Source organism: Halomonas sp. ABH4_019 (assembly GCF_056159885.1).
Window position 1 is genome coordinate 108,962 of sequence record NZ_JBSWWC010000003.1, and the last position, 16,182, is coordinate 125,143.

The following is a 16,182-nucleotide window of genomic DNA, read 5'->3' on the forward strand; positions in this document are numbered from 1 at the left end:
CTCAGTCTGCAACGCCTGGCCCGAGCAGGTCGAGCAGGTCACCGACCGGGCGCTCCTCCAGGCTCAGGATGGTCCGCTTCAGGCGCTCGGCGCGCTCGCCGAGGACCGGATCGGCCAGGGCGTGGTACTTGGCGGCGAGCTCGTCGTCGGACAGCGGATTGTGCGGGTTGCCCCGGGCCTCGCAGGGCTCGCTCTCCAGCACGCGGCCATCGGCGAGATGCAACCGCGCCGAGGCCCAGCGCTCGGCGGGGAAGCGGGCATTGAAGGCGTCGCTCTCGGTGATCTCGACCCGTTCGGCCAGGGCCCGCGGTGCGGGCGCCGCGAGGTCGGTGACGGCGGCGGCGTTGAGGGTGCCGTCGGCCAGTGCGCAGGCCACCGACCAGGGCAGGCTGTATTGGGCCTGCTCGGTGCTCTCGGGGTGCACCATGTGCAATCGCTTGCCTTCGTGGAAGGTGGTGATCTCGATGCGGGCGATCGCCGCCGGGTCGTCGATGCACTCGCGCAGCGACAGTACCGCCTCCACCGCCGGCTGAGCCCAGCGACACACCGGATAGGCCTTGAAGTACTGCTCGTGGAGATACCAGCGGCTTCCCAGGTCGGCCCAGAAGTCGGCGGCGTCGGGGGCGGTAATGGTCAACGCCGGGGCGCCGGTGAAACCGTCTCGGGCCAGCAGGGCGGCGGACACGCCGGTCATCGCGCCCCAGCCTGAGCCGTCCTTGAGCATGGTGGGATGGTCGATGCAACGCATCATCTGGCTGCGCGGCCCGTAGAACTCGGCGATGCCCAGGGCATGGTGAAGGTGTTCCCGATCCAGGCCCAGCAGCCGCCCGGCCATGGCCGCCACGCCGAGCGAGTTCCAGGCGCCCGAGGTGTGGTAGTCGGGGCTGGTGGCGTGCAGGGCGATGCCGGCGCGGGTGGCGACCTCGTAGCCCAGCGTCAGCAGGGCCAGGAAGTCGCGGCCGGATAGACGCTCCACCTCGGGCAGGGCCAGCAGCCCCGGCAGCAGGGCGACCCCGGCATGCCCCTTGGTCAGTACCTGGCCGTCGTGGGCGTCCAGGGCGTCGATCAGCCAGGCGCCGTGCAGGGCCACGCCGGTGGGCGAGGCCCGTCCCTCGGCGAACAGCAGCGGCCGCTCGCCGCCATATTGTGAGGTGACGAAACGCCGGGCGTGGTCGGCGAGCTCGGTGCGGGTGGCGCCCGCGGCCACGCCGGCGAGGTCCAGCAGGCAGCGCTTGGCCTGGGCTTCGAGGGCGGCGTCGGGCAGCGGGTCGGCGTCGAGGATCCAGTCGAGCAGGGCGGTGGGCAGGGTCATGATCGGCTCGGGGATGGTGAAGAAAAGCGGAGGCCGCCGTGCGGCGGCCTCCGATGCGGTTACATGGGGACTGGCGCCGCCTTACAGCAGCTCGTGGTCCTCGAGGAAGCTCTGGGCCACGTCCTCGACGGTTTCGCGTTCCACGTCGACGCGGGCGTTGAGCCTCGCCATGGTCGGATCGTCGAGCAGCGCGGACAGTGCGTTCATCTGCTCGGCGAGCTCCGGGTTGGCCTCGAGGGTCTCCTCGCGGACCACCGGGGTCAGGGCGTAATCCGGGAAGAACTGCTTGTCATCCTCCAGCACCGTCAGGTCGAGGGCGGGGATGCGGCCATTGGTGGCCGTGGTCATGGCGACATCGACTTCTTGCTGGTCGAGGGACGGCAGGGTCAGCCCCTGGTCCATCCGCTTGACGTTGCGGCGGCCGAACTCGAAACCGTAGGTCTCCTGCATGGGGCGCAGGCCGTCGTCGCGGGAATAGAAGGTGGCATTGGAGGCGAGCACCAGCTCGTTGCCCGCATTGATGGACGCCGCGAGGTCGGAAATGCTGGCAATGCCCAGCTCCTGCGCTTGGCTCTCGCGCATGGCCAGGGCATAGGTGTTGTTGGCGTCCGAGGGCTCGAGCCACACCAGGCCCTTCTCGGCGTCGAGGGTCTTGACGCGCTGGTAGGCGGCGTCCGGCGACAGCTCTTCGGTCACCCCGTTGTAGCTGATCAGCGAGGTGCCGGTGTACTCCCAGTAGAGGTCGATCTGGCCGTTCACCTGGGCCTGACGCAGCACGGTCGTCCCCATGCCCGAGCGCTCTTCGACGTCGTAGCCCTTGGCCTCCAGGTACTGGACCGTCATGTCGGCGAGGATCAGTTGCTCGGTGAAGTTCTTGCCGCCGACGGTGAGGGTGTCGGCGTGTGAGAGGGTCGCGGTGGTGGCCAGCAGCAGGGCCGCGGCCCCCTGGTTCCATTGGAATGACATGGTGGTTATGTATCCGAGAGATAGATTATTGGGGTGGAGCCCCGCTCCTGGCCGGAGCGGGGCTGCGGTGGGCTCGTTAGCTGAGCGAGGGAGTTACAGCAGCTCGTTGTCCTCGAGGAAGCTCTGGGCCACGTCCTCGATGGTTTCGCGCTCCACGTCGACCCGGGCGTTGAGGGTGGCCATGGTCTGGTCGTCGAGCAGCGCCGACAGCGCGTTCATCTGCTCGGCGAGCTCCGGGTTGGCCTCCAGGGTCTCTGCGCGGACTACCGGGGTCAGGGCGTAGGCCGGGAAGAAGGCCTGGTCGTCCTCGAGGACCTGGAAGTCGAAGGCCGGAATGCGGCCGTCGGTGGCGAACACCAGGCCCACGTCGACCTGGCCGTCGCGCAGCGCCTGGTAGACCAGGCCGGAGTCCATGCGCTTGACATCGCCACGGCCGACGCGGAAGTCGTAGGCCTGCTGCAGCGGCCGCCAGCCGTCCTCGCGGGCGTAGAACTCGGCGTTCATGGCGAAACTCAGCGTCTCGCCGTCGTTGACCGCCTGGGCCAGCTTGGAGAGCGAGTCGATGCCGGTCTCCTCGACGCTTTCCTCGCGCATGGCCAGGGCGTAGGTGTTGTTGGCGTCGGAGGGCTCCAGCCACACCAGGCCCTTCTCGCCGTCGAGCTCCTTGACCCGCTGATAGGTCTCTTCAGGCGACAGCGACTCGGTGACGTCGTTGTAGTTGATCAGCGAGGTGCCGGTGTATTCCCAGTAGAGATCGATCTGGCCGTTCTCCTGGGCCTGGCGGAGCACCGCGGAGCCCATGCCGGCACGCTTCTCGACGTCGTAACCGAGACCGTCGAGGTACTGGCTGGTCATGCTGGCGAGAATCTGCTGCTCGGTGAAGTTCTTGCCGCCGACCACGACCTCGTTGGCCTGGGCGGTGGTCATGGCGCCGGCCAGTGCCAGGCCGGAAAGCGTCATCATCAAGTGCTTCATGGTGTTCTCCTTGCTTGGTCTTGCCGAGAGGGCCGCCCGCAGGCGGCCGAGACGTCTCGGGCCGGTTCAGGCCCGTGTCGGGTTGACCCCGCGGGGCACCACCAAAAAGGCGGTGGTCGCCACGATGGCGTCGACCACGATCGCCAGCAGGGCGGTGGGAATGGCCCCGGAGAGCATCATCACCGGGTCGTAGAGGTCGATGCCGGTGAAGATCAGCTCGCCCAGGCCGCCGGCGCCGATCAAGAAGGCCAGCGGCACGGTGCCCACGTTGATGGTCAATGCCGTGCGCATGCCGGCGAAGATCACGTAGAGGGCGTTGGGCAGCTCGACCCGCAACAGGCGCTGGGTCGGCGACATGCCGATCCCCGCGGCCGCCTCCATCAGCGCCGGCGAGACACCCTTGAGACCAGCATAGGTGTTGCGGGTGATCGGCAGCAGGGTGGCCACGAACAGCCCGAACACCGCCGGCACGGTACCGATGCCCAGGAAGCTCATCGACAGTGCCAGCACCGCCAGCGTCGGGATGGTGGTACCCACATTGAGCACCTGCATGGCCGACTCGGCGAACCGGGCCATGCTGGGGCGCGACAGCACGATCCCCAGCGGAATGGCCACCAGGATCGCCAGGCTGCCGGAGATGGCGGTCAGCCACAGGTGCTGGACGGCCAGGAACTGGATGTCGGGCAGGTAGAAGAGGAACTCCTCGATGACCCCGCTGGACTGGCTCCACACGCCGACGAAGAAGACGGCGACGAGCAGCGCAATGCGCAGGGCCCCCTTCAGGCTCTGAATCGGCATGGGCTTACTCCTTGCTGGCCGGGTCGGCGGTCGCGGGGGCCGGTTCCTTGGGGCGGAATCGCGAGCCCAGGTGATGGGTCATGGCGCGCTGGGTGATCTGGCCACAGACCCGGCCGCTCTCGTCCACGCAGGGCAACCAGGTGATGTCGTTGGAGAACATCAGCGAGGCGACCTTGCGCAGGTCGTCGTCCAGGGACACCGCGGCCGCCACGTTCTGGAAGTGGTCGCGGCAGTAGCCCTTGGTGGTGCGGGCCAGCGAGCGGGTGATCAGGCCCACCGGCTGGCGCCGGTCGTTCACCATCAGGATGGAGTTCTGGTAGCCGAAGTCGTCGATCCGCGCCAGGGCGGTCTCCAGGGTGTCGCCGGGCGTCACCGTGCCGATCTCGTCGGAGACCACATCGCGGACCTTGACCAGGTTGAGGCGCTTCAGCGCCCGGTCCTCGCCGAGGAAGGACTCGACGAAGTCGTCCTTGGGATTGGCCAGCAGCTCGTCGGGGGTGGAGTACTGCTCCAGGCGGCCGTCGCGGAAGATGGCGACCCGGTCGCCCATCTTGATCGCCTCGTCGATGTCGTGGCTGACGAACATGATGGTCTTGTTGAGTTCCTGCTGCATCTTGAGGAACTCGTCCTGGATCACCGCGCGGTTGATCGGGTCGATGGCGCCGAAGGGCTCGTCCATCAGCATCACCGGCGGGTCGGCGGCCAGCGCCCGGGCCACGCCGATGCGTTGCTGCTGGCCGCCGGACAGCTCGCTGGGGTAGCGCTTGAGGAAGGCGTCCGGGTCCAGCGCGATCATGTCCATCAGCTCCCGGGCACGCTCCCGGTACTTGGTCTTGTCCCAGCCCAGCAGCTTGGGCACCACCGTGATGTTGTCCTCGATGGTCATGTTGGGGAACAGGCCGATCTGCTGGATCACGTAGCCGATGTTGCGACGCAGCTCTTGGGTGTCCAGGTCGGTGGTGTCCTCGCCGTTGATGAATACCTTGCCCGAGGTGGGCCGCACGATGCGGTTGATCATCTTCAGGGTGGTGGTCTTGCCGCAGCCGGAGGGGCCGAGCAGGATGCAGATCTCGCCGGCCGGCACCTCCATGTTGATATGGTCGGCGGCGGTCACAGCGCCCTTGGGGGTATCGAAGACCTTGGTCAGGTTGTCGAGTTGAATCATGCAGGGAAATCCTTGTTGGTGAGGCGGGGCCGCGAGGTCCGGCCGGCGTCAGGCGGTCTCGGCGGCGCGCTCCATGCCCAGGGGCGTCAGGCGCTTCTGCAGCGCCAGCAGGCCGTAGTCGACGATGATCGCCAGCAGGCTGACCGCCACCGCGCCGACGATCAGCTGGCGGGGGTCGGACTGGGAAATGCCACGACTGATGAAGGTGCCGAGCCCGCCGGCGCCGATATAGGCGGCGATGGCCATGACGCCGATGTTGAGCACCACGGCGGTGCGTACGCCGGCCATGATCACCGGCACCGCCAGCGGGATCTCGACCATGCGCAGGCGCTGGTTCTGGCTCATGCCGATGCCCCGGGCCGCCTCGCGCAGGGCCGGGTCGACGTTGTGAATGGCGGTATAGGTGTTACGAATGATCGGCAGCTGAGAGTAGAGCAGTACGGCGATCACCGCCGGCAGGTAGCCGATGCCCTGGCCGATCAGCGACAGCACCGGGATCATGATGCCGAACAGCGCGATGGACGGCACCGTGACGATGATCGAGGCCACGTACAGCACGCCCTTGGCGAGACGCTCGTTCTTGGTGATGGCAATGCCGATGGGCACGCCGGTAATGGTGGCGATGCCCACGGCGACTCCGACCAGGGCGATGTGCTCGAGGGTCCTCGAGAGCAGCAGGTCGAGGTTGTCGAGGGCGAATTGAAAGAGCTCCAAGTCCCTATCTCCTCATCGTTTTCATGCCGACATAGCATAGCGGTCGGTCTGCGTTGACGGCGGGCATCGGCGCCGCCGTGTGCCTGTGGCAGGCGTCTGTTATGGAGGCGTAGCTTAGCAAAGCGTTGTTTTTGCGTGGATGACGATGCGCAATGGTGGGAATTGCCAGCCGTGATGCATGGCGGATGTGAGATGAGAAAACGTGATAGCGCAAGAAAATGAGAACGATTGTCGTTTTTGATGGGAATGGCGTCGAACGTGTCGCCAAGTGCGTCATCAGGGGCGTAAACGGCGCGGGGGAGGGTTCACATCGTTCTCATACAGGACTAAAATGGTCCGCAATCGATCACCAGGGGTGCTGCCGGGGAGGTCCGCCTTGATGAAGCTTTCCAGACTGACCGACTACGCGGCGGTGGTGATGGCGCAGATCGCCCGTCACCCCCAGCAGCCGCATGCGGCGGCGGAGCTCGCCGAGGCGGTGCAGTTGCCGCATCCGACAGTCAGCAAGACGCTGAAGATGCTGGTCCGCGCGGGGCTGCTGGAATCCCGCCGCGGCGCCCAGGGCGGCTATTCCCTGGCCCGGCCGGCCTCGCGCATCACCGCCGGTGACATCATCTCGGCCATCGAAGGGCCGGTGGCGATGACCGAGTGCAGCCAGGCCGAGGGCGACTGCGAGCTGGTGGCCACCTGTGGGGTGTCCGACAACTGGCAGCGGGTGTCGCTGGCGGTGCAGACCCTGCTGCACAGCGTGACCCTGGCCCACCTGGCCGACACCACTCCGATCAAGCTGCCGGTGCAGCTGCCCATACAGAGCGTGAGTCTGGCCGCCGAGGCCTGATCACCCCGGATTCACTACCCGAGGCGAGCATGCTCGCCGACCCAACCAGCCCGGGAGGGGGACACATCATGGCAAGTCAGGAAATGGAACAGCTTGTCCGTCGCGAATACAAGGAAGGCTTCGTGACCGACATCGAGAGCGACACGGTACCGCCGGGCCTGGACGAGAACACCATCGCCTTCATCTCCAATAAGAAGGGCGAGCCCGAGTGGATGCTGGAGTGGCGCCTCAAGGCCTATCACCAGTGGCTGAAGATGACGCCGCCCTCCTGGGCGCACCTGGACTACCCGCCGATCGACTACCAGGCGATCTCCTATTACAGCGCCCCCAAGCGCGACGAGGACAAGCCCCAGAGCCTCGACGAGGTCGACCCCAAGCTGCTCGAGACCTACGAGAAGCTGGGCATCCCGCTGCACGAGCGGGCGGCGCTGGCCGGGGTGGCGGTGGACGCCGTGTTCGATTCCGTTTCGGTGACCACCACCTTCAAGGAGAAGCTCCATGAGGCCGGGGTGATCTTCTGCTCGATCTCCGAGGCCATCCGCGACTACCCGGAGCTGGTCAAGCAGTACCTGGGCAGCGTGGTGCCCCAGGGTGACAACTACTTCGCGGCGCTCAACTCGGCGGTATTCACCGACGGCTCCTTCGTGTTCGTGCCGGAAGGCGTGACCTGCCCCATGGAGCTGTCCACCTACTTCCGCATCAACGCCGCCAACACCGGCCAGTTCGAGCGTACCCTGATCGTCTGCGAGAGCCGCGCCCAGGTCTCCTACCTGGAGGGCTGCACCGCGCCCCAGCGCGACGAGAACCAGCTGCACGCCGCGGTGGTCGAGCTGGTGGCCCTCGAAGACGCCTCCATCAAGTACTCCACGGTGCAGAACTGGTACCCGGGCGACGAGGACGGCAAGGGCGGCATCTACAACTTCGTCACCAAGCGCGGCGACTGTCGCGGCGATCGCTCCCACATCAGCTGGACCCAGGTCGAGACCGGCTCCGCCATCACCTGGAAGTATCCGTCCTGCATGCTGCGGGGCCGCGACAGCGTGGGCGAGTTCTACTCGGTGGCGGTGACCAACGGCCGCCAGCAGGCCGATACTGGCACCAAGATGATCCACATCGGCGAGGGCTCGCGCTCGACCATCGTCTCCAAGGGCATCTCCGCCGGCCGCTCCGACCAGTCCTACCGGGGCCTGGTCAAGGTGGGGCCGCGGGCGCGCAACGCCCGCAACTACACCCAGTGCGACTCGCTGCTGATCGGCGACACCTGCGGGGCCCATACCTTCCCCTATCAGGAGATCCGCAACAGCTCGGCCACCGTGGAGCACGAGGCGACCACCTCCAAGATCGGCGAGGACCAGCTGTTCTACTGCCAGAGCCGCGGCATCGCCGAGGAGGACGCGGTGAACATGATCGTCAACGGCTTCTGCAAGGACGTCTTCCAGGAGCTGCCGATGGAGTTCGCCGTGGAGGCCGAGGCGCTCCTCAATGTCACCCTCGAAGGGGCGGTCGGTTAAGCCTTTCATCCTGCGTGTCGTTCTCGTGTTTCTCCGGATTCGCGAAAAGGTCAAAACATTCAAGGAGTCGCGCCGGCGGCTCATCACGAATCAAGGGTAGTCAAGATGCTCGAAGTCAAGGATCTGCACGTCACGGTCGAGGGTTCCGAGATCCTCAAGGGCCTCAACCTGACCATCGGCGCCGGCGAGGTGCACGCCATCATGGGTCCCAACGGGGCCGGCAAGTCGACCCTGTCGGCGGTGGTCGCCGGCAAGGACGGCTATGTAGTCACCCAGGGCACGATCACCTTCGAGGGCCAGGACGTGCTCGAGATGGAGATCGAGGAGCGCGCCCGCGCCGGCCTGCTGCTGGGCTTCCAGTACCCGGTGGAGATTCCCGGGGTCAAGAACATCTACCTGCTCAAGGCGGCCCTCAACGCCAAGCGCGAGGCCGAAGGGCTGGGCGAGATTCCCGCTCCCGAGTTCATGAAGCTGATCAAGGAGAAGATCGCCTTCATGAAGATGGACGCCAGCTTCCTGCAGCGCGCCGTCAACGAGGGCTTCTCCGGCGGCGAGAAGAAGCGCAACGAGATCCTGCAGATGCTGGTGCTCCAGCCGAAGCTGGCCATGCTCGACGAGATCGACTCCGGCCTCGACATCGATGCCATGAAGGTGGTCGCCGAGGGCGTCAACTCGCTGCGCGCCGAGGACCGCGGCATCCTGCTGGTGACCCACTACCAGCGGCTGCTCGACTACATCGTGCCCGACCGGGTGCACGTGCTGGTCGACGGTCGCATCGTCAAGAGCGGCGACGCCGACCTGGCCCGTGAACTCGAGGACCGTGGCTACGACTGGCTGCTGGAGGGCTCCGCGGCATGAACGACGACGTGCAACGCTTCCTCGACCGTCTGGCCGAGCGCAATGCCGCCCGTGGCGACGAGCCGACCTGGATCGCCGCCCGGCGCCAGGCCGGCGCCGCCCGCTTCGAGGCGCTGGGCTTCCCGCACCGGCGCGTCGAGGAATGGAAGTACACCGACGTGCGCGACATCGCCGCCAACGACTTCGCCCTGGCGGAGAACGCCGAGTTCTCCCCGGCCGCGGCGGCGGCGCTGACCCTGCCCATCGAGGCCCATCGGCTGACCTTCGTCGATGGCGTGTTCGCCCCGGCGCTGTCGGACCTCGGCGAGCTGCCGGGGGGCGTGCAGGTCGTGCCGCTGTCCAAGGCCCTGGAGGAGAACCACGAGGCCGTGGGCGGACCGCTGGGTCGTCTCACCGGCGTCGAGTTCTCGCCCTTCGCCGCCCTCAACACCGCCTTCTTCGAGGAAGGGGCCCTGGTCCGGCTGGCGCCGCGCACCGTGGTGGAGAAGCCCATCGTGCTGCAGTTCCTGTCCCGGGCCGGCGAGCGCGAGGTGATGAGCCATCCGCGCATCCTGGTCGAGGCCGGCGGACGCAGCGAGGCCACCCTGATCGAGCACCACGTGGGCGAGGAGGGCGCCGCCAACTTCACCAACCTGGTGGAGGAGATCATCCTCGATCGCGGCGCCATCCTGACCCACTACAAGCTCCAGGAGGCGCCGCTCAAGGATCGCCACGTGGCCAGCATCCAGGTGGAGCAGGCCCGCGACAGCCGCTACACCTCGTTCAACCTGAACCTGGGCGGCGGCCTGGTGCGCAACGACCTGGTCAGCGACCTCAACGGCGAGGGCGCCGAGGCGACCTTCCACGGCCTGTTCTATGGCCAGGGCCGCCAGCACGTGGACAACCACACCCTGGTCAACCACAACGCGCCCCACACCCGCTCCAGCGAGAACTACAAGGGCATCCTCGACGACCGCGCCCATGGGGTGTTCAACGGCCGGGTGGTGGTCAAGCGCGACAGCCAGAAGATCGAGTCCGAGCAGAGCAACGCCAACCTGCTGCTCTCCGACCGCGCCGAGGTCGACACCAAGCCCGAGCTCGAGATCTACGCCGACGACGTCAAGTGCGCCCATGGCGCCACCACCGGCCAGCTCGACGAGGAAGCGGTCTATGCCCTGCGCACCCGCGGCATCGACGAGCAGACCGCCCGCGGGCTGCTGACCCTGGCCTTCGCCGGCGAGGTCATGGAGCTGGTCGACCTGGACGCCGTGGCCGAGCGCGTCGAACTGACCGTGGCCGGCAAGCTGCCGGAGCGCTTCAACCTGGCGGGCCTGGTGGAGACCGCCGCCGCCTTCAGCGAGGACTGATCCATGGTCGACTTCAGCGATCTGCTGCTCGACGTGGCCCGGGTGCGCCGCGACTTCCCGATCCTCGATCGGGAGGTCCACGGCAAGCCGCTGGTCTATCTCGACAATGCGGCCACCAGCCAGACCCCGCGCCAGGTGATCGAGGCCTTCGACGACTACTACCGTCGGCTCAACGCCAACATCCATCGCGGCCTGCACACCCTGGCCGACGAGGCCACCGCGGCCTACGAGGGCACCCGGGAGATCGTGCGCGGCTTCCTGAACGCCGCCGAGACCCGCGAGATCGTCTTCACCCGTGGCACCACCGAGGCCATCAACCTGGTGGCGGGCAGCTGGGGGCGCGCCAACCTGGGCGAGGGCGACGAGGTGCTGGTATCGCGCCTGGAGCACCATTCCAACATCGTGCCCTGGCAGCTGCTGGCCGCCGAGCGGGGTTTCACCCTCAAGGTGATCCCGGTGGACGAGCGCGGCGTGCTCGATCAGGCCGCCTACCGTGACCTGATCTCCGAGCGCACCCGGCTGGTGGCGGTCAACCACGTCTCCAATGCGCTCGGCACCGTCAACCCGGTGGCCGAGATGGCCGAGGTGGCCCACCAACACGGTGCGCTGATCCTGGTCGACGGCGCCCAGGGCGCGCCGCACCAGAAGGTCGACGTGCAGGCGCTGGGCGTCGATTTCTACGCCTTCTCCGGCCACAAGGTCTATGGGCCCACCGGTGTCGGCGTGCTCTACGGCCGCGCCGAGCTGCTCGAGGCCATGCCGCCCTGGCAGGGCGGCGGCGAGATGATCGAGACGGTGTCCTTCGAGTCGCCCACCACCTTCGCCGGCATCCCCCACAAGTTCGAGGCCGGCACCCCGGCCATCGCCGAGGTGGTCGCCCTGGGCCGGGCGCTCGAGTGGATCGAGGAGATCGGCCTGCCGCTGATCAGCGCCTGGGAAGGCCGCCTGCTGCAGCATGCCACCGAGAGCGTGGCGCGCATCGACGGCCTGCGCATCCTCGGCACCGCGCCGGACAAGGCCGGGGTGCTGTCCTTTGTCGTCGAGGGGGCCCACGCCCAGGACATCGGCCTGCTGATCGACCAGCTCGGCGTGGCGATCCGCACCGGCCACCACTGCGCCCAGCCGCTGCTGTCGTCGTTCGGGGTGGATGCCACCTGCCGCGCCTCCTTCGCCGCCTACAACACCCCCGAGGAGGTCGACGTCTTCGTCGACGGCCTGGAGCGGGTCGTCGGCATGCTGCGCTAAGCCGAGCTAGGGAGAGACATGAGCGATAGCGATCCACTGGCGGCGCTGAGCAAGGGGCAGGTGCTGCCCCTGCAGCGCGATGTCGAGGCCATCTCCATTCCCTTCGGCAAGACGGTGACGCTGGCCGAGGACAGCGAGGTCAGCGTGATGCAGGCCAAGGGCAACTCGGTCAGCGTGGGGCACGAGGGGCGCCTCTACCTGATCGAGGGCAGCCACCTGGATGCCCTGGGGCTCGAGGCCCTGCCGCGGCCGACCCTGCCCGAGGACGCCACCGAGGAGCAGATCGAGCGGTTCGTCTGGGACCAGCTGCGTACCTGCTTCGACCCCGAGATTCCGGTCGATATCGTCGAACTCGGGCTGGTCTATGGCTGTCGTATCGAGCGGCTGATCACCGGCGAGCGCATCGTCACCATCCGCATGACGCTGACCGCCCCCGGCTGCGGCATGGGCGACGTCATCGCCGCGGATGCCCGCCACAAGATCCTCGGCGCCCCGCAGATCAGCCAGGTCCACACCGAGATCGTCTTCGACCCGCCCTGGAGTCGTGAGATGATGAGCGATGAAGCCAAGCTCGAGCTCGGCATGTTTTAACCGAAGCACGATTCATGGCGGTGCCCGGCCACCGTCGGCGGCTCGCGGCTGAATCGTCGTTTTGGTCGGCCCATCAGGAAAGGCGGATGCCCATCGCATTGTGGAAAGGTGTCAGGGGACTGCTGATGTCGCTGGGAGCGCTCGCCCTCCTGGCGATCCTGCTGTTCGTGGGCGCCAACCTGTGGATGCTCTCCGAGACCCGCGAGCGCATCGCCTCCGGGCCCACCCAGTGCGGTCCCGAGCGGGTGGGCATCGTCTTCGGCACCTCCCACTGGACCCGCAGCGGCGAGCGCAACCCCCACTTCGAGGGCCGCATGCAGGCGGCGGCGCGCCTATACCGGCAGCGGCGGGTGATGCACCTGCTGCTCTCCGGCGACAACAGCACCCGCTACTACAACGAGCCGGTGACCATGTGGCGGGACCTGCGCGGGCGCCAGGTGCCCGACGAGGCCATGACCCTGGACTACGCCGGCTTCAGCACCTTCGACACCCTGTCCCGGGCCCGGGACGTCTTCGCCGTGGACCGGGCGCTGTTGGTCACCCAGTCGTGGCACCTGCCGCGGGCGCTGTTCATCGCCGCGGCGCTGGGCCTCGAGGCGCGGGGCTGCGCGGCCCCGGAGCGGCCCTCGGAAGGCGTACTGAGGTTGAGGGCGAGGGAATGGGTCGCCCGGGTGGCGACCCTGGGAGATCTCTACGTCTGGGGGCGCAAGCCCCATTTCCTGGGGCCCGAGGAACCGCTGCGGGTCGTGCCACGGGCCGCGCTCAGCGCTTCTGATGCTTCTTCTGCTGGCGATACAGCTCGCGAATCAGCGACCGGCAGTGCTTCCAGCACTCCTCGATGACCGGCTCGATGGGCTCGGGCAGCGGATGGGTGAACAGGGTCGAGAGTGCCTGCATCAGCACCCGTTCCTGCTCCAGCAGCTCGTTGATCAGCACCAGACTGTCGTCGCCGACGAAGCTCTTCAGCCGGCTCCATAGCCACATGTAGTCGTCGCGCTCGACGTCGGCGTCGCGGGGGAGGAGGTCGAGGTGCTTGCGGGCCAGCTCCTGGAGCCGGCGCATCGACGCCTGTCGCGTCTCGAAATGGGGCTGCAGCGCCTGGCGCAGGCTCGGCTTCAGGCGCTCATGGTTGTCCTGAAAATAGTCGATGCTGTCGGCCAGCGCCTCGAGGACGCTGTCCATCGCCACCTGGCGATTATCGAGAAACATGGGCGGTCACCTCCTCCGGTGACGCAGATTGTGGGGGTGTCGCCGGCCTTTTGCCACCCCCGCCGAGCAATTATTTCCGCGATCGGAGTTAGCCTTTAGGCTTGGGCGGCGCCTTGCGTCGTGGGGTGGAACTCTTCTCCAGGTGTTCGATGATCAAGCCGGCAATGTCCTTGCCGGTGGCGGTCTCGATGCCCTGCAGGCCGGGGGACGAGTTGACCTCCATGATCACCGGCCCATGGTTGGAGCGCAGCAGGTCCACGCCGGCCACGCGCAGGCCCATGGCCTTGGCGGCACGGATCGCCGTGGAGCGCTCTTCCGGGGTGATGCGGATCACGCTGGCGCTGCCGCCACGGTGCAGGTTGGAGCGGAATTCGCCCTCGGCGGCCTGGCGCTTCATCGACGCCACCACCTTGTCGCCGATCACCAGGCAGCGGATGTCGGCCCCCCGGGCCTCCTTGATGTACTCCTGGACCATGATGTTGGCCTTCATGCCCATGAAGGCCTGGATCACCGATTCGGCGGCCTGGTTGGTCTCGGCCAGCACCACGCCGATGCCCTGGGTGCCCTCCAGCAGCTTGATGACCAGCGGGGCGCCGCGGACCATGGTGATCAGGTCGGGAATATCGTCCGGCGAGTGGGCGAAGCCGGTCACCGGCAGCCCGATGCCCTTGCGCGACAGCAGCTGCAGGGAACGCAGCTTGTCCCGGGAACGGCTGATCGACACGCTGTCGTTGAGCACCGGCGTGCCCATCATCTCGAACTGGCGTAGCACCGCGCAGCCGTAGAAGGTGATCGAGGCGCCGATGCGCGGGATCACGGCGTCGAAGGGCTCGAGTTCGGCGCCCTTGTAGTGGATCGAGGGGTGATGCGAGGCGATGCTCATGTAGCAGCGCAGGGTGTCGACCACCCGAGTGGTGTGGCCCCGCTGCTCGGCGGCCTCGATCAGCCGCCGAGACGAGTAGAGCTTGCGGTTGCGGGACAGCAGCGCGATATGCATAAGGCCTCCGTTGCCAAGGGCCGATCAGGGTTCGCCGTGCAGGAAGCCGGCGCCGGGCGCCACCAGCAGCCGCCGCAGGGCGCGGCGGCCGAGCAGCATGGGGTGGCGCATGTTGCGGCGGTCGGTGAGCGTGAGCTCCACGGGGAACTCCAGCTCGCCGAGTCGCATGGTCGTGCGGATCACGTAGCGCCACTCCGACTGGCCGTTGGAGCTGGTGACCCGGCGTCGGTCGTGGAGATGTACGCGGAACACGTGGGGCGGGCTGGCCGGGCCGCCGCCCCGGGTGGTGAAGCTCACCCAGAGATGGCCGTCTTCCTCGTAAGATTCGATGTCCTCGGCGTGCAGCGCCGAGGTGCGTGCCCCGGTGTCGGCCTTGGCGCACAGCGTCAGGCCGAGCTCCGGGAGGGTCACCATCTCGCGACGGCCGATCACCGCCTTGGCCTGGTAGGGCAGCTCCTTCATCGATTCACTCCTCGTGGCGTCCGTGACGGGGCAGGCCGGCCAGGCGGCGGCCGATGGCCGAGTCGGGTTCGGCCTCGCGCAGGGTCATCAGCACCGGCAGGCGCAGGCGCGGGATCAGCGCCAGGTCGCGGGCCACGGCGGTGAAGTCCGTGCGCGGCGACTCGGCGAGCCGGGTCAGGAAGCGCGGCAGCCGTTCGGCATCCTCCAGGTGGCGCCAGCCGCGACCGGCGATGGCCGCCAGCAGGTCGGGGCCGCAGGCCTCGGGGTCGGCGAGCAGGGCATCGAACCAGGCGCCGGCCGCGTCGGTGCCCGACACGGCCCGCACGCAGGCGCAGAAGCCCTCGATGTCGCCGGCCTCGGCGGCCGCTTCGCCCCGCGCGCGCAGGGCGTCGGCCAGCGCTGCGCCCGGGGCCACATGTTCCAGACAGTAGCACAGCGAGGTAAGCACCTCGCCGGGCAGCGACGGCAGCCGGGCGGCCAGTCGCTCGGCCTGGTCGTCGTCCATGCGCACCGCGAAGTCGGCCAGGCCCTGCAGGCCCAGGGCTTGCCAGTCCAGCGCCTGCTGGCCTTCCAGGTAGGCCTCCGCGGGCTCCAGGTGCTGGCTGGCCGGCCGGCCCAGATCGCGGCTGGCCCGGGCGTGCAGCACGGCCTGGAAGGGCAGGGCGGGGGTGAAGGCCAGGGGATTGTCCTTCATCAGGTTGTCGATCGTCTCGCCGTCCTCGCGGCCCAGGCCCTGGACGTTGCGCCCCAGGGTCTCGAGCAGGCGTTGCAGGAAGGCGTCACGAGGCGCGGGGTCGAGCCGCCCCTGCTCGTCCAGCGGCAGGTCGAGGAACCAGATCAGCGGATCCTCCAGCTCGCCGAGGCGGAACACCATCGCCAGCCGGGCCTTGCCTCGCCAGGGTTGCGGCCAGGGCTGGTCGTCCTGCTCGAGGGCCGCCAGGGTAGCGAGTGGGCACGGCTCGACGCGACGCCCCAGGTGGTAGAGCGTCACCTCGGCGCCGGTGCGGGCGAAGAAGTCGTGAAGGCTGTCGATCGGCTGCATGCTGTCTCCCGTCTCGGACCGTGCACTCTACCGCGGTGCCCCGGTCCTGTCAGCCCGCCGTCGCGTCTATCCTCGCCGGGATTGATCAAAACCTGATCGATCGTCCGGCGAGCCCGGTGCGACGGCGCTGGCGGCGGCTTTCCAGTGGTTATC

17 protein-coding genes are annotated in these 16,182 nt (G+C 67.8%); 7 read left to right on the forward strand and 10 right to left on the reverse strand.

Going from position 1 to position 16,182, the window contains the following annotated elements; translation table 11 throughout:
* Window position 1: 1 nt before the first annotated feature.
* From ACXAFN_RS12845 to ACXAFN_RS12870, 6 genes are all read right to left on the reverse strand, one after another.
* Window positions 2–1,312: an MmgE/PrpD family protein gene (locus ACXAFN_RS12845; protein WP_474989200.1), complete on the reverse strand. Its 1,311-nt coding sequence runs from the start codon at window positions 1,310–1,312 to the stop codon at window positions 2–4.
* Between the two features lie 81 nt (window positions 1,313–1,393).
* On the reverse strand, window positions 1,394–2,278 hold the full coding sequence (locus tag ACXAFN_RS12850; protein WP_474989201.1) for a glycine betaine ABC transporter substrate-binding protein: 885 nt from the start codon (window positions 2,276–2,278) through the stop codon (window positions 1,394–1,396).
* A 93-nt stretch (window positions 2,279–2,371) separates the two neighbouring features.
* Entirely contained in the window at window positions 2,372–3,253 is an 882-nt protein-coding gene (locus ACXAFN_RS12855) for a glycine betaine ABC transporter substrate-binding protein (RefSeq protein ID WP_474989202.1), read from the reverse strand.
* A gap of 66 nt (window positions 3,254–3,319) precedes the next feature.
* Window positions 3,320–4,051, reverse strand: coding sequence for an ABC transporter permease (locus ACXAFN_RS12860; RefSeq protein ID WP_474989203.1), 732 nt, complete (start codon window positions 4,049–4,051; stop codon window positions 3,320–3,322).
* Between the two features lie 4 nt (window positions 4,052–4,055).
* Window positions 4,056–5,216: an ABC transporter ATP-binding protein gene (locus ACXAFN_RS12865; RefSeq protein WP_474989204.1), complete on the reverse strand. Its 1,161-nt coding sequence runs from the start codon at window positions 5,214–5,216 to the stop codon at window positions 4,056–4,058.
* A gap of 48 nt (window positions 5,217–5,264) precedes the next feature.
* Window positions 5,265–5,930 carry an ABC transporter permease gene (locus ACXAFN_RS12870; RefSeq protein ID WP_474989205.1) on the reverse strand — a complete coding sequence of 222 codons (666 nt, stop codon included), beginning with the start codon at window positions 5,928–5,930 and terminating at the stop codon, window positions 5,265–5,267.
* Between the two features lie 376 nt (window positions 5,931–6,306).
* Between ACXAFN_RS12870 and ACXAFN_RS12875 the strand changes: the two genes are divergently transcribed.
* The 7 genes from ACXAFN_RS12875 (at window position 6,307) to ACXAFN_RS12905 (ending at window position 13,161) form a co-directional block, all read left to right on the forward strand.
* Window positions 6,307–6,768, forward strand: a complete 462-nt coding sequence (locus ACXAFN_RS12875; RefSeq protein WP_474989206.1) for an SUF system Fe-S cluster assembly regulator — start codon at window positions 6,307–6,309, stop codon at window positions 6,766–6,768.
* A 68-nt stretch (window positions 6,769–6,836) separates the two neighbouring features.
* Window positions 6,837–8,279 (forward strand): Fe-S cluster assembly protein SufB, encoded by a 1,443-nt coding sequence (sufB, locus tag ACXAFN_RS12880; RefSeq protein WP_474989207.1) that lies wholly within the window; start codon window positions 6,837–6,839, stop codon window positions 8,277–8,279.
* Window positions 8,280–8,384: 105 nt separating this feature from the next.
* A complete protein-coding gene (gene sufC, locus ACXAFN_RS12885; RefSeq protein WP_474989208.1) occupies window positions 8,385–9,137 on the forward strand; it encodes a Fe-S cluster assembly ATPase SufC in 753 nt (250 codons plus the stop codon).
* Window positions 9,134–10,483 carry a Fe-S cluster assembly protein SufD gene (gene sufD / locus ACXAFN_RS12890; RefSeq protein ID WP_474989209.1) on the forward strand — a complete coding sequence of 450 codons (1,350 nt, stop codon included), beginning with the start codon at window positions 9,134–9,136 and terminating at the stop codon, window positions 10,481–10,483. The genes sufC and sufD overlap by 4 nt, the downstream gene beginning before the upstream one ends.
* A 3-nt stretch (window positions 10,484–10,486) precedes the next feature.
* Entirely contained in the window at window positions 10,487–11,728 is a 1,242-nt protein-coding gene (locus tag ACXAFN_RS12895; protein WP_474989210.1) for a cysteine desulfurase, read from the forward strand.
* A gap of 18 nt (window positions 11,729–11,746) precedes the next feature.
* Complete coding sequence (gene sufT / locus ACXAFN_RS12900) at window positions 11,747–12,319, forward strand: putative Fe-S cluster assembly protein SufT (RefSeq protein ID WP_474989211.1); 573 nt, start codon at window positions 11,747–11,749, stop codon at window positions 12,317–12,319.
* An 86-nt stretch (window positions 12,320–12,405) separates the two neighbouring features.
* Window positions 12,406–13,161 (forward strand): SanA/YdcF family protein, encoded by a 756-nt coding sequence (locus tag ACXAFN_RS12905; protein ID WP_474989212.1) that lies wholly within the window; start codon window positions 12,406–12,408, stop codon window positions 13,159–13,161.
* On the opposite strand, the gene ACXAFN_RS12910 is transcribed toward ACXAFN_RS12905, so the two are convergent.
* From ACXAFN_RS12910 to ACXAFN_RS12925, 4 genes are all read right to left on the reverse strand, one after another.
* The gene (locus tag ACXAFN_RS12910) at window positions 13,082–13,528 is read right to left on the reverse strand and encodes a hypothetical protein (protein WP_474989213.1); all 447 of its coding nucleotides are present in this window, start codon (window positions 13,526–13,528) and stop codon (window positions 13,082–13,084) included. The two genes, ACXAFN_RS12905 and ACXAFN_RS12910, sit on opposite strands and share 80 nt — an antisense overlap.
* Window positions 13,529–13,616: 88 nt before the next feature.
* Window positions 13,617–14,525: a 30S ribosomal protein S6--L-glutamate ligase gene (rimK, locus tag ACXAFN_RS12915; protein WP_474989214.1), complete on the reverse strand. Its 909-nt coding sequence runs from the start codon at window positions 14,523–14,525 to the stop codon at window positions 13,617–13,619.
* A 24-nt stretch (window positions 14,526–14,549) separates the two neighbouring features.
* A complete protein-coding gene (locus ACXAFN_RS12920) occupies window positions 14,550–14,987 on the reverse strand; it encodes an ATP-dependent zinc protease family protein (protein WP_474989215.1) in 438 nt (145 codons plus the stop codon).
* 4 nt (window positions 14,988–14,991) lie between these two features.
* Window positions 14,992–16,029: a DUF3549 family protein gene (locus ACXAFN_RS12925; protein ID WP_474989216.1), complete on the reverse strand. Its 1,038-nt coding sequence runs from the start codon at window positions 16,027–16,029 to the stop codon at window positions 14,992–14,994.
* Between the last annotated feature and the right edge of the window lie 153 nt (window positions 16,030–16,182).

Excerpts from the sequence above, each read along its gene's own strand:
- ACXAFN_RS12865 (WP_474989204.1), bottom strand. The coding sequence starts at position 5,216 with ATGATTCAACTCGACAACCTGACCAAGGTCTTCGATACCCCCAAGGGC.
- ACXAFN_RS12910 (WP_474989213.1), bottom strand. The coding sequence starts at position 13,528 with ATGTTTCTCGATAATCGCCAGGTGGCGATGGACAGCGTCCTCGAGGCG.
- ACXAFN_RS12860 (WP_474989203.1), bottom strand. The coding sequence starts at position 4,051 with ATGCCGATTCAGAGCCTGAAGGGGGCCCTGCGCATTGCGCTGCTCGTC.
- sufB (WP_474989207.1), top strand. The coding sequence starts at position 6,837 with ATGGCAAGTCAGGAAATGGAACAGCTTGTCCGTCGCGAATACAAGGAA.
- ACXAFN_RS12855 (WP_474989202.1), bottom strand. The coding sequence starts at position 3,253 with ATGAAGCACTTGATGATGACGCTTTCCGGCCTGGCACTGGCCGGCGCC.
- rimK (WP_474989214.1), bottom strand. The coding sequence starts at position 14,525 with ATGCATATCGCGCTGCTGTCCCGCAACCGCAAGCTCTACTCGTCTCGG.
- ACXAFN_RS12905 (WP_474989212.1), top strand. The coding sequence starts at position 12,406 with ATGCCCATCGCATTGTGGAAAGGTGTCAGGGGACTGCTGATGTCGCTG.
- ACXAFN_RS12850 (WP_474989201.1), bottom strand. The coding sequence starts at position 2,278 with ATGTCATTCCAATGGAACCAGGGGGCCGCGGCCCTGCTGCTGGCCACC.
- ACXAFN_RS12845 (WP_474989200.1), bottom strand. The coding sequence starts at position 1,312 with ATGACCCTGCCCACCGCCCTGCTCGACTGGATCCTCGACGCCGACCCG.
- sufC (WP_474989208.1), top strand. The coding sequence starts at position 8,385 with ATGCTCGAAGTCAAGGATCTGCACGTCACGGTCGAGGGTTCCGAGATC.
- sufT (WP_474989211.1), top strand. The coding sequence starts at position 11,747 with ATGAGCGATAGCGATCCACTGGCGGCGCTGAGCAAGGGGCAGGTGCTG.
- ACXAFN_RS12895 (WP_474989210.1), top strand. The coding sequence starts at position 10,487 with ATGGTCGACTTCAGCGATCTGCTGCTCGACGTGGCCCGGGTGCGCCGC.
- ACXAFN_RS12920 (WP_474989215.1), bottom strand. The coding sequence starts at position 14,987 with ATGAAGGAGCTGCCCTACCAGGCCAAGGCGGTGATCGGCCGTCGCGAG.
- sufD (WP_474989209.1), top strand. The coding sequence starts at position 9,134 with ATGAACGACGACGTGCAACGCTTCCTCGACCGTCTGGCCGAGCGCAAT.
- ACXAFN_RS12925 (WP_474989216.1), bottom strand. The coding sequence starts at position 16,029 with ATGCAGCCGATCGACAGCCTTCACGACTTCTTCGCCCGCACCGGCGCC.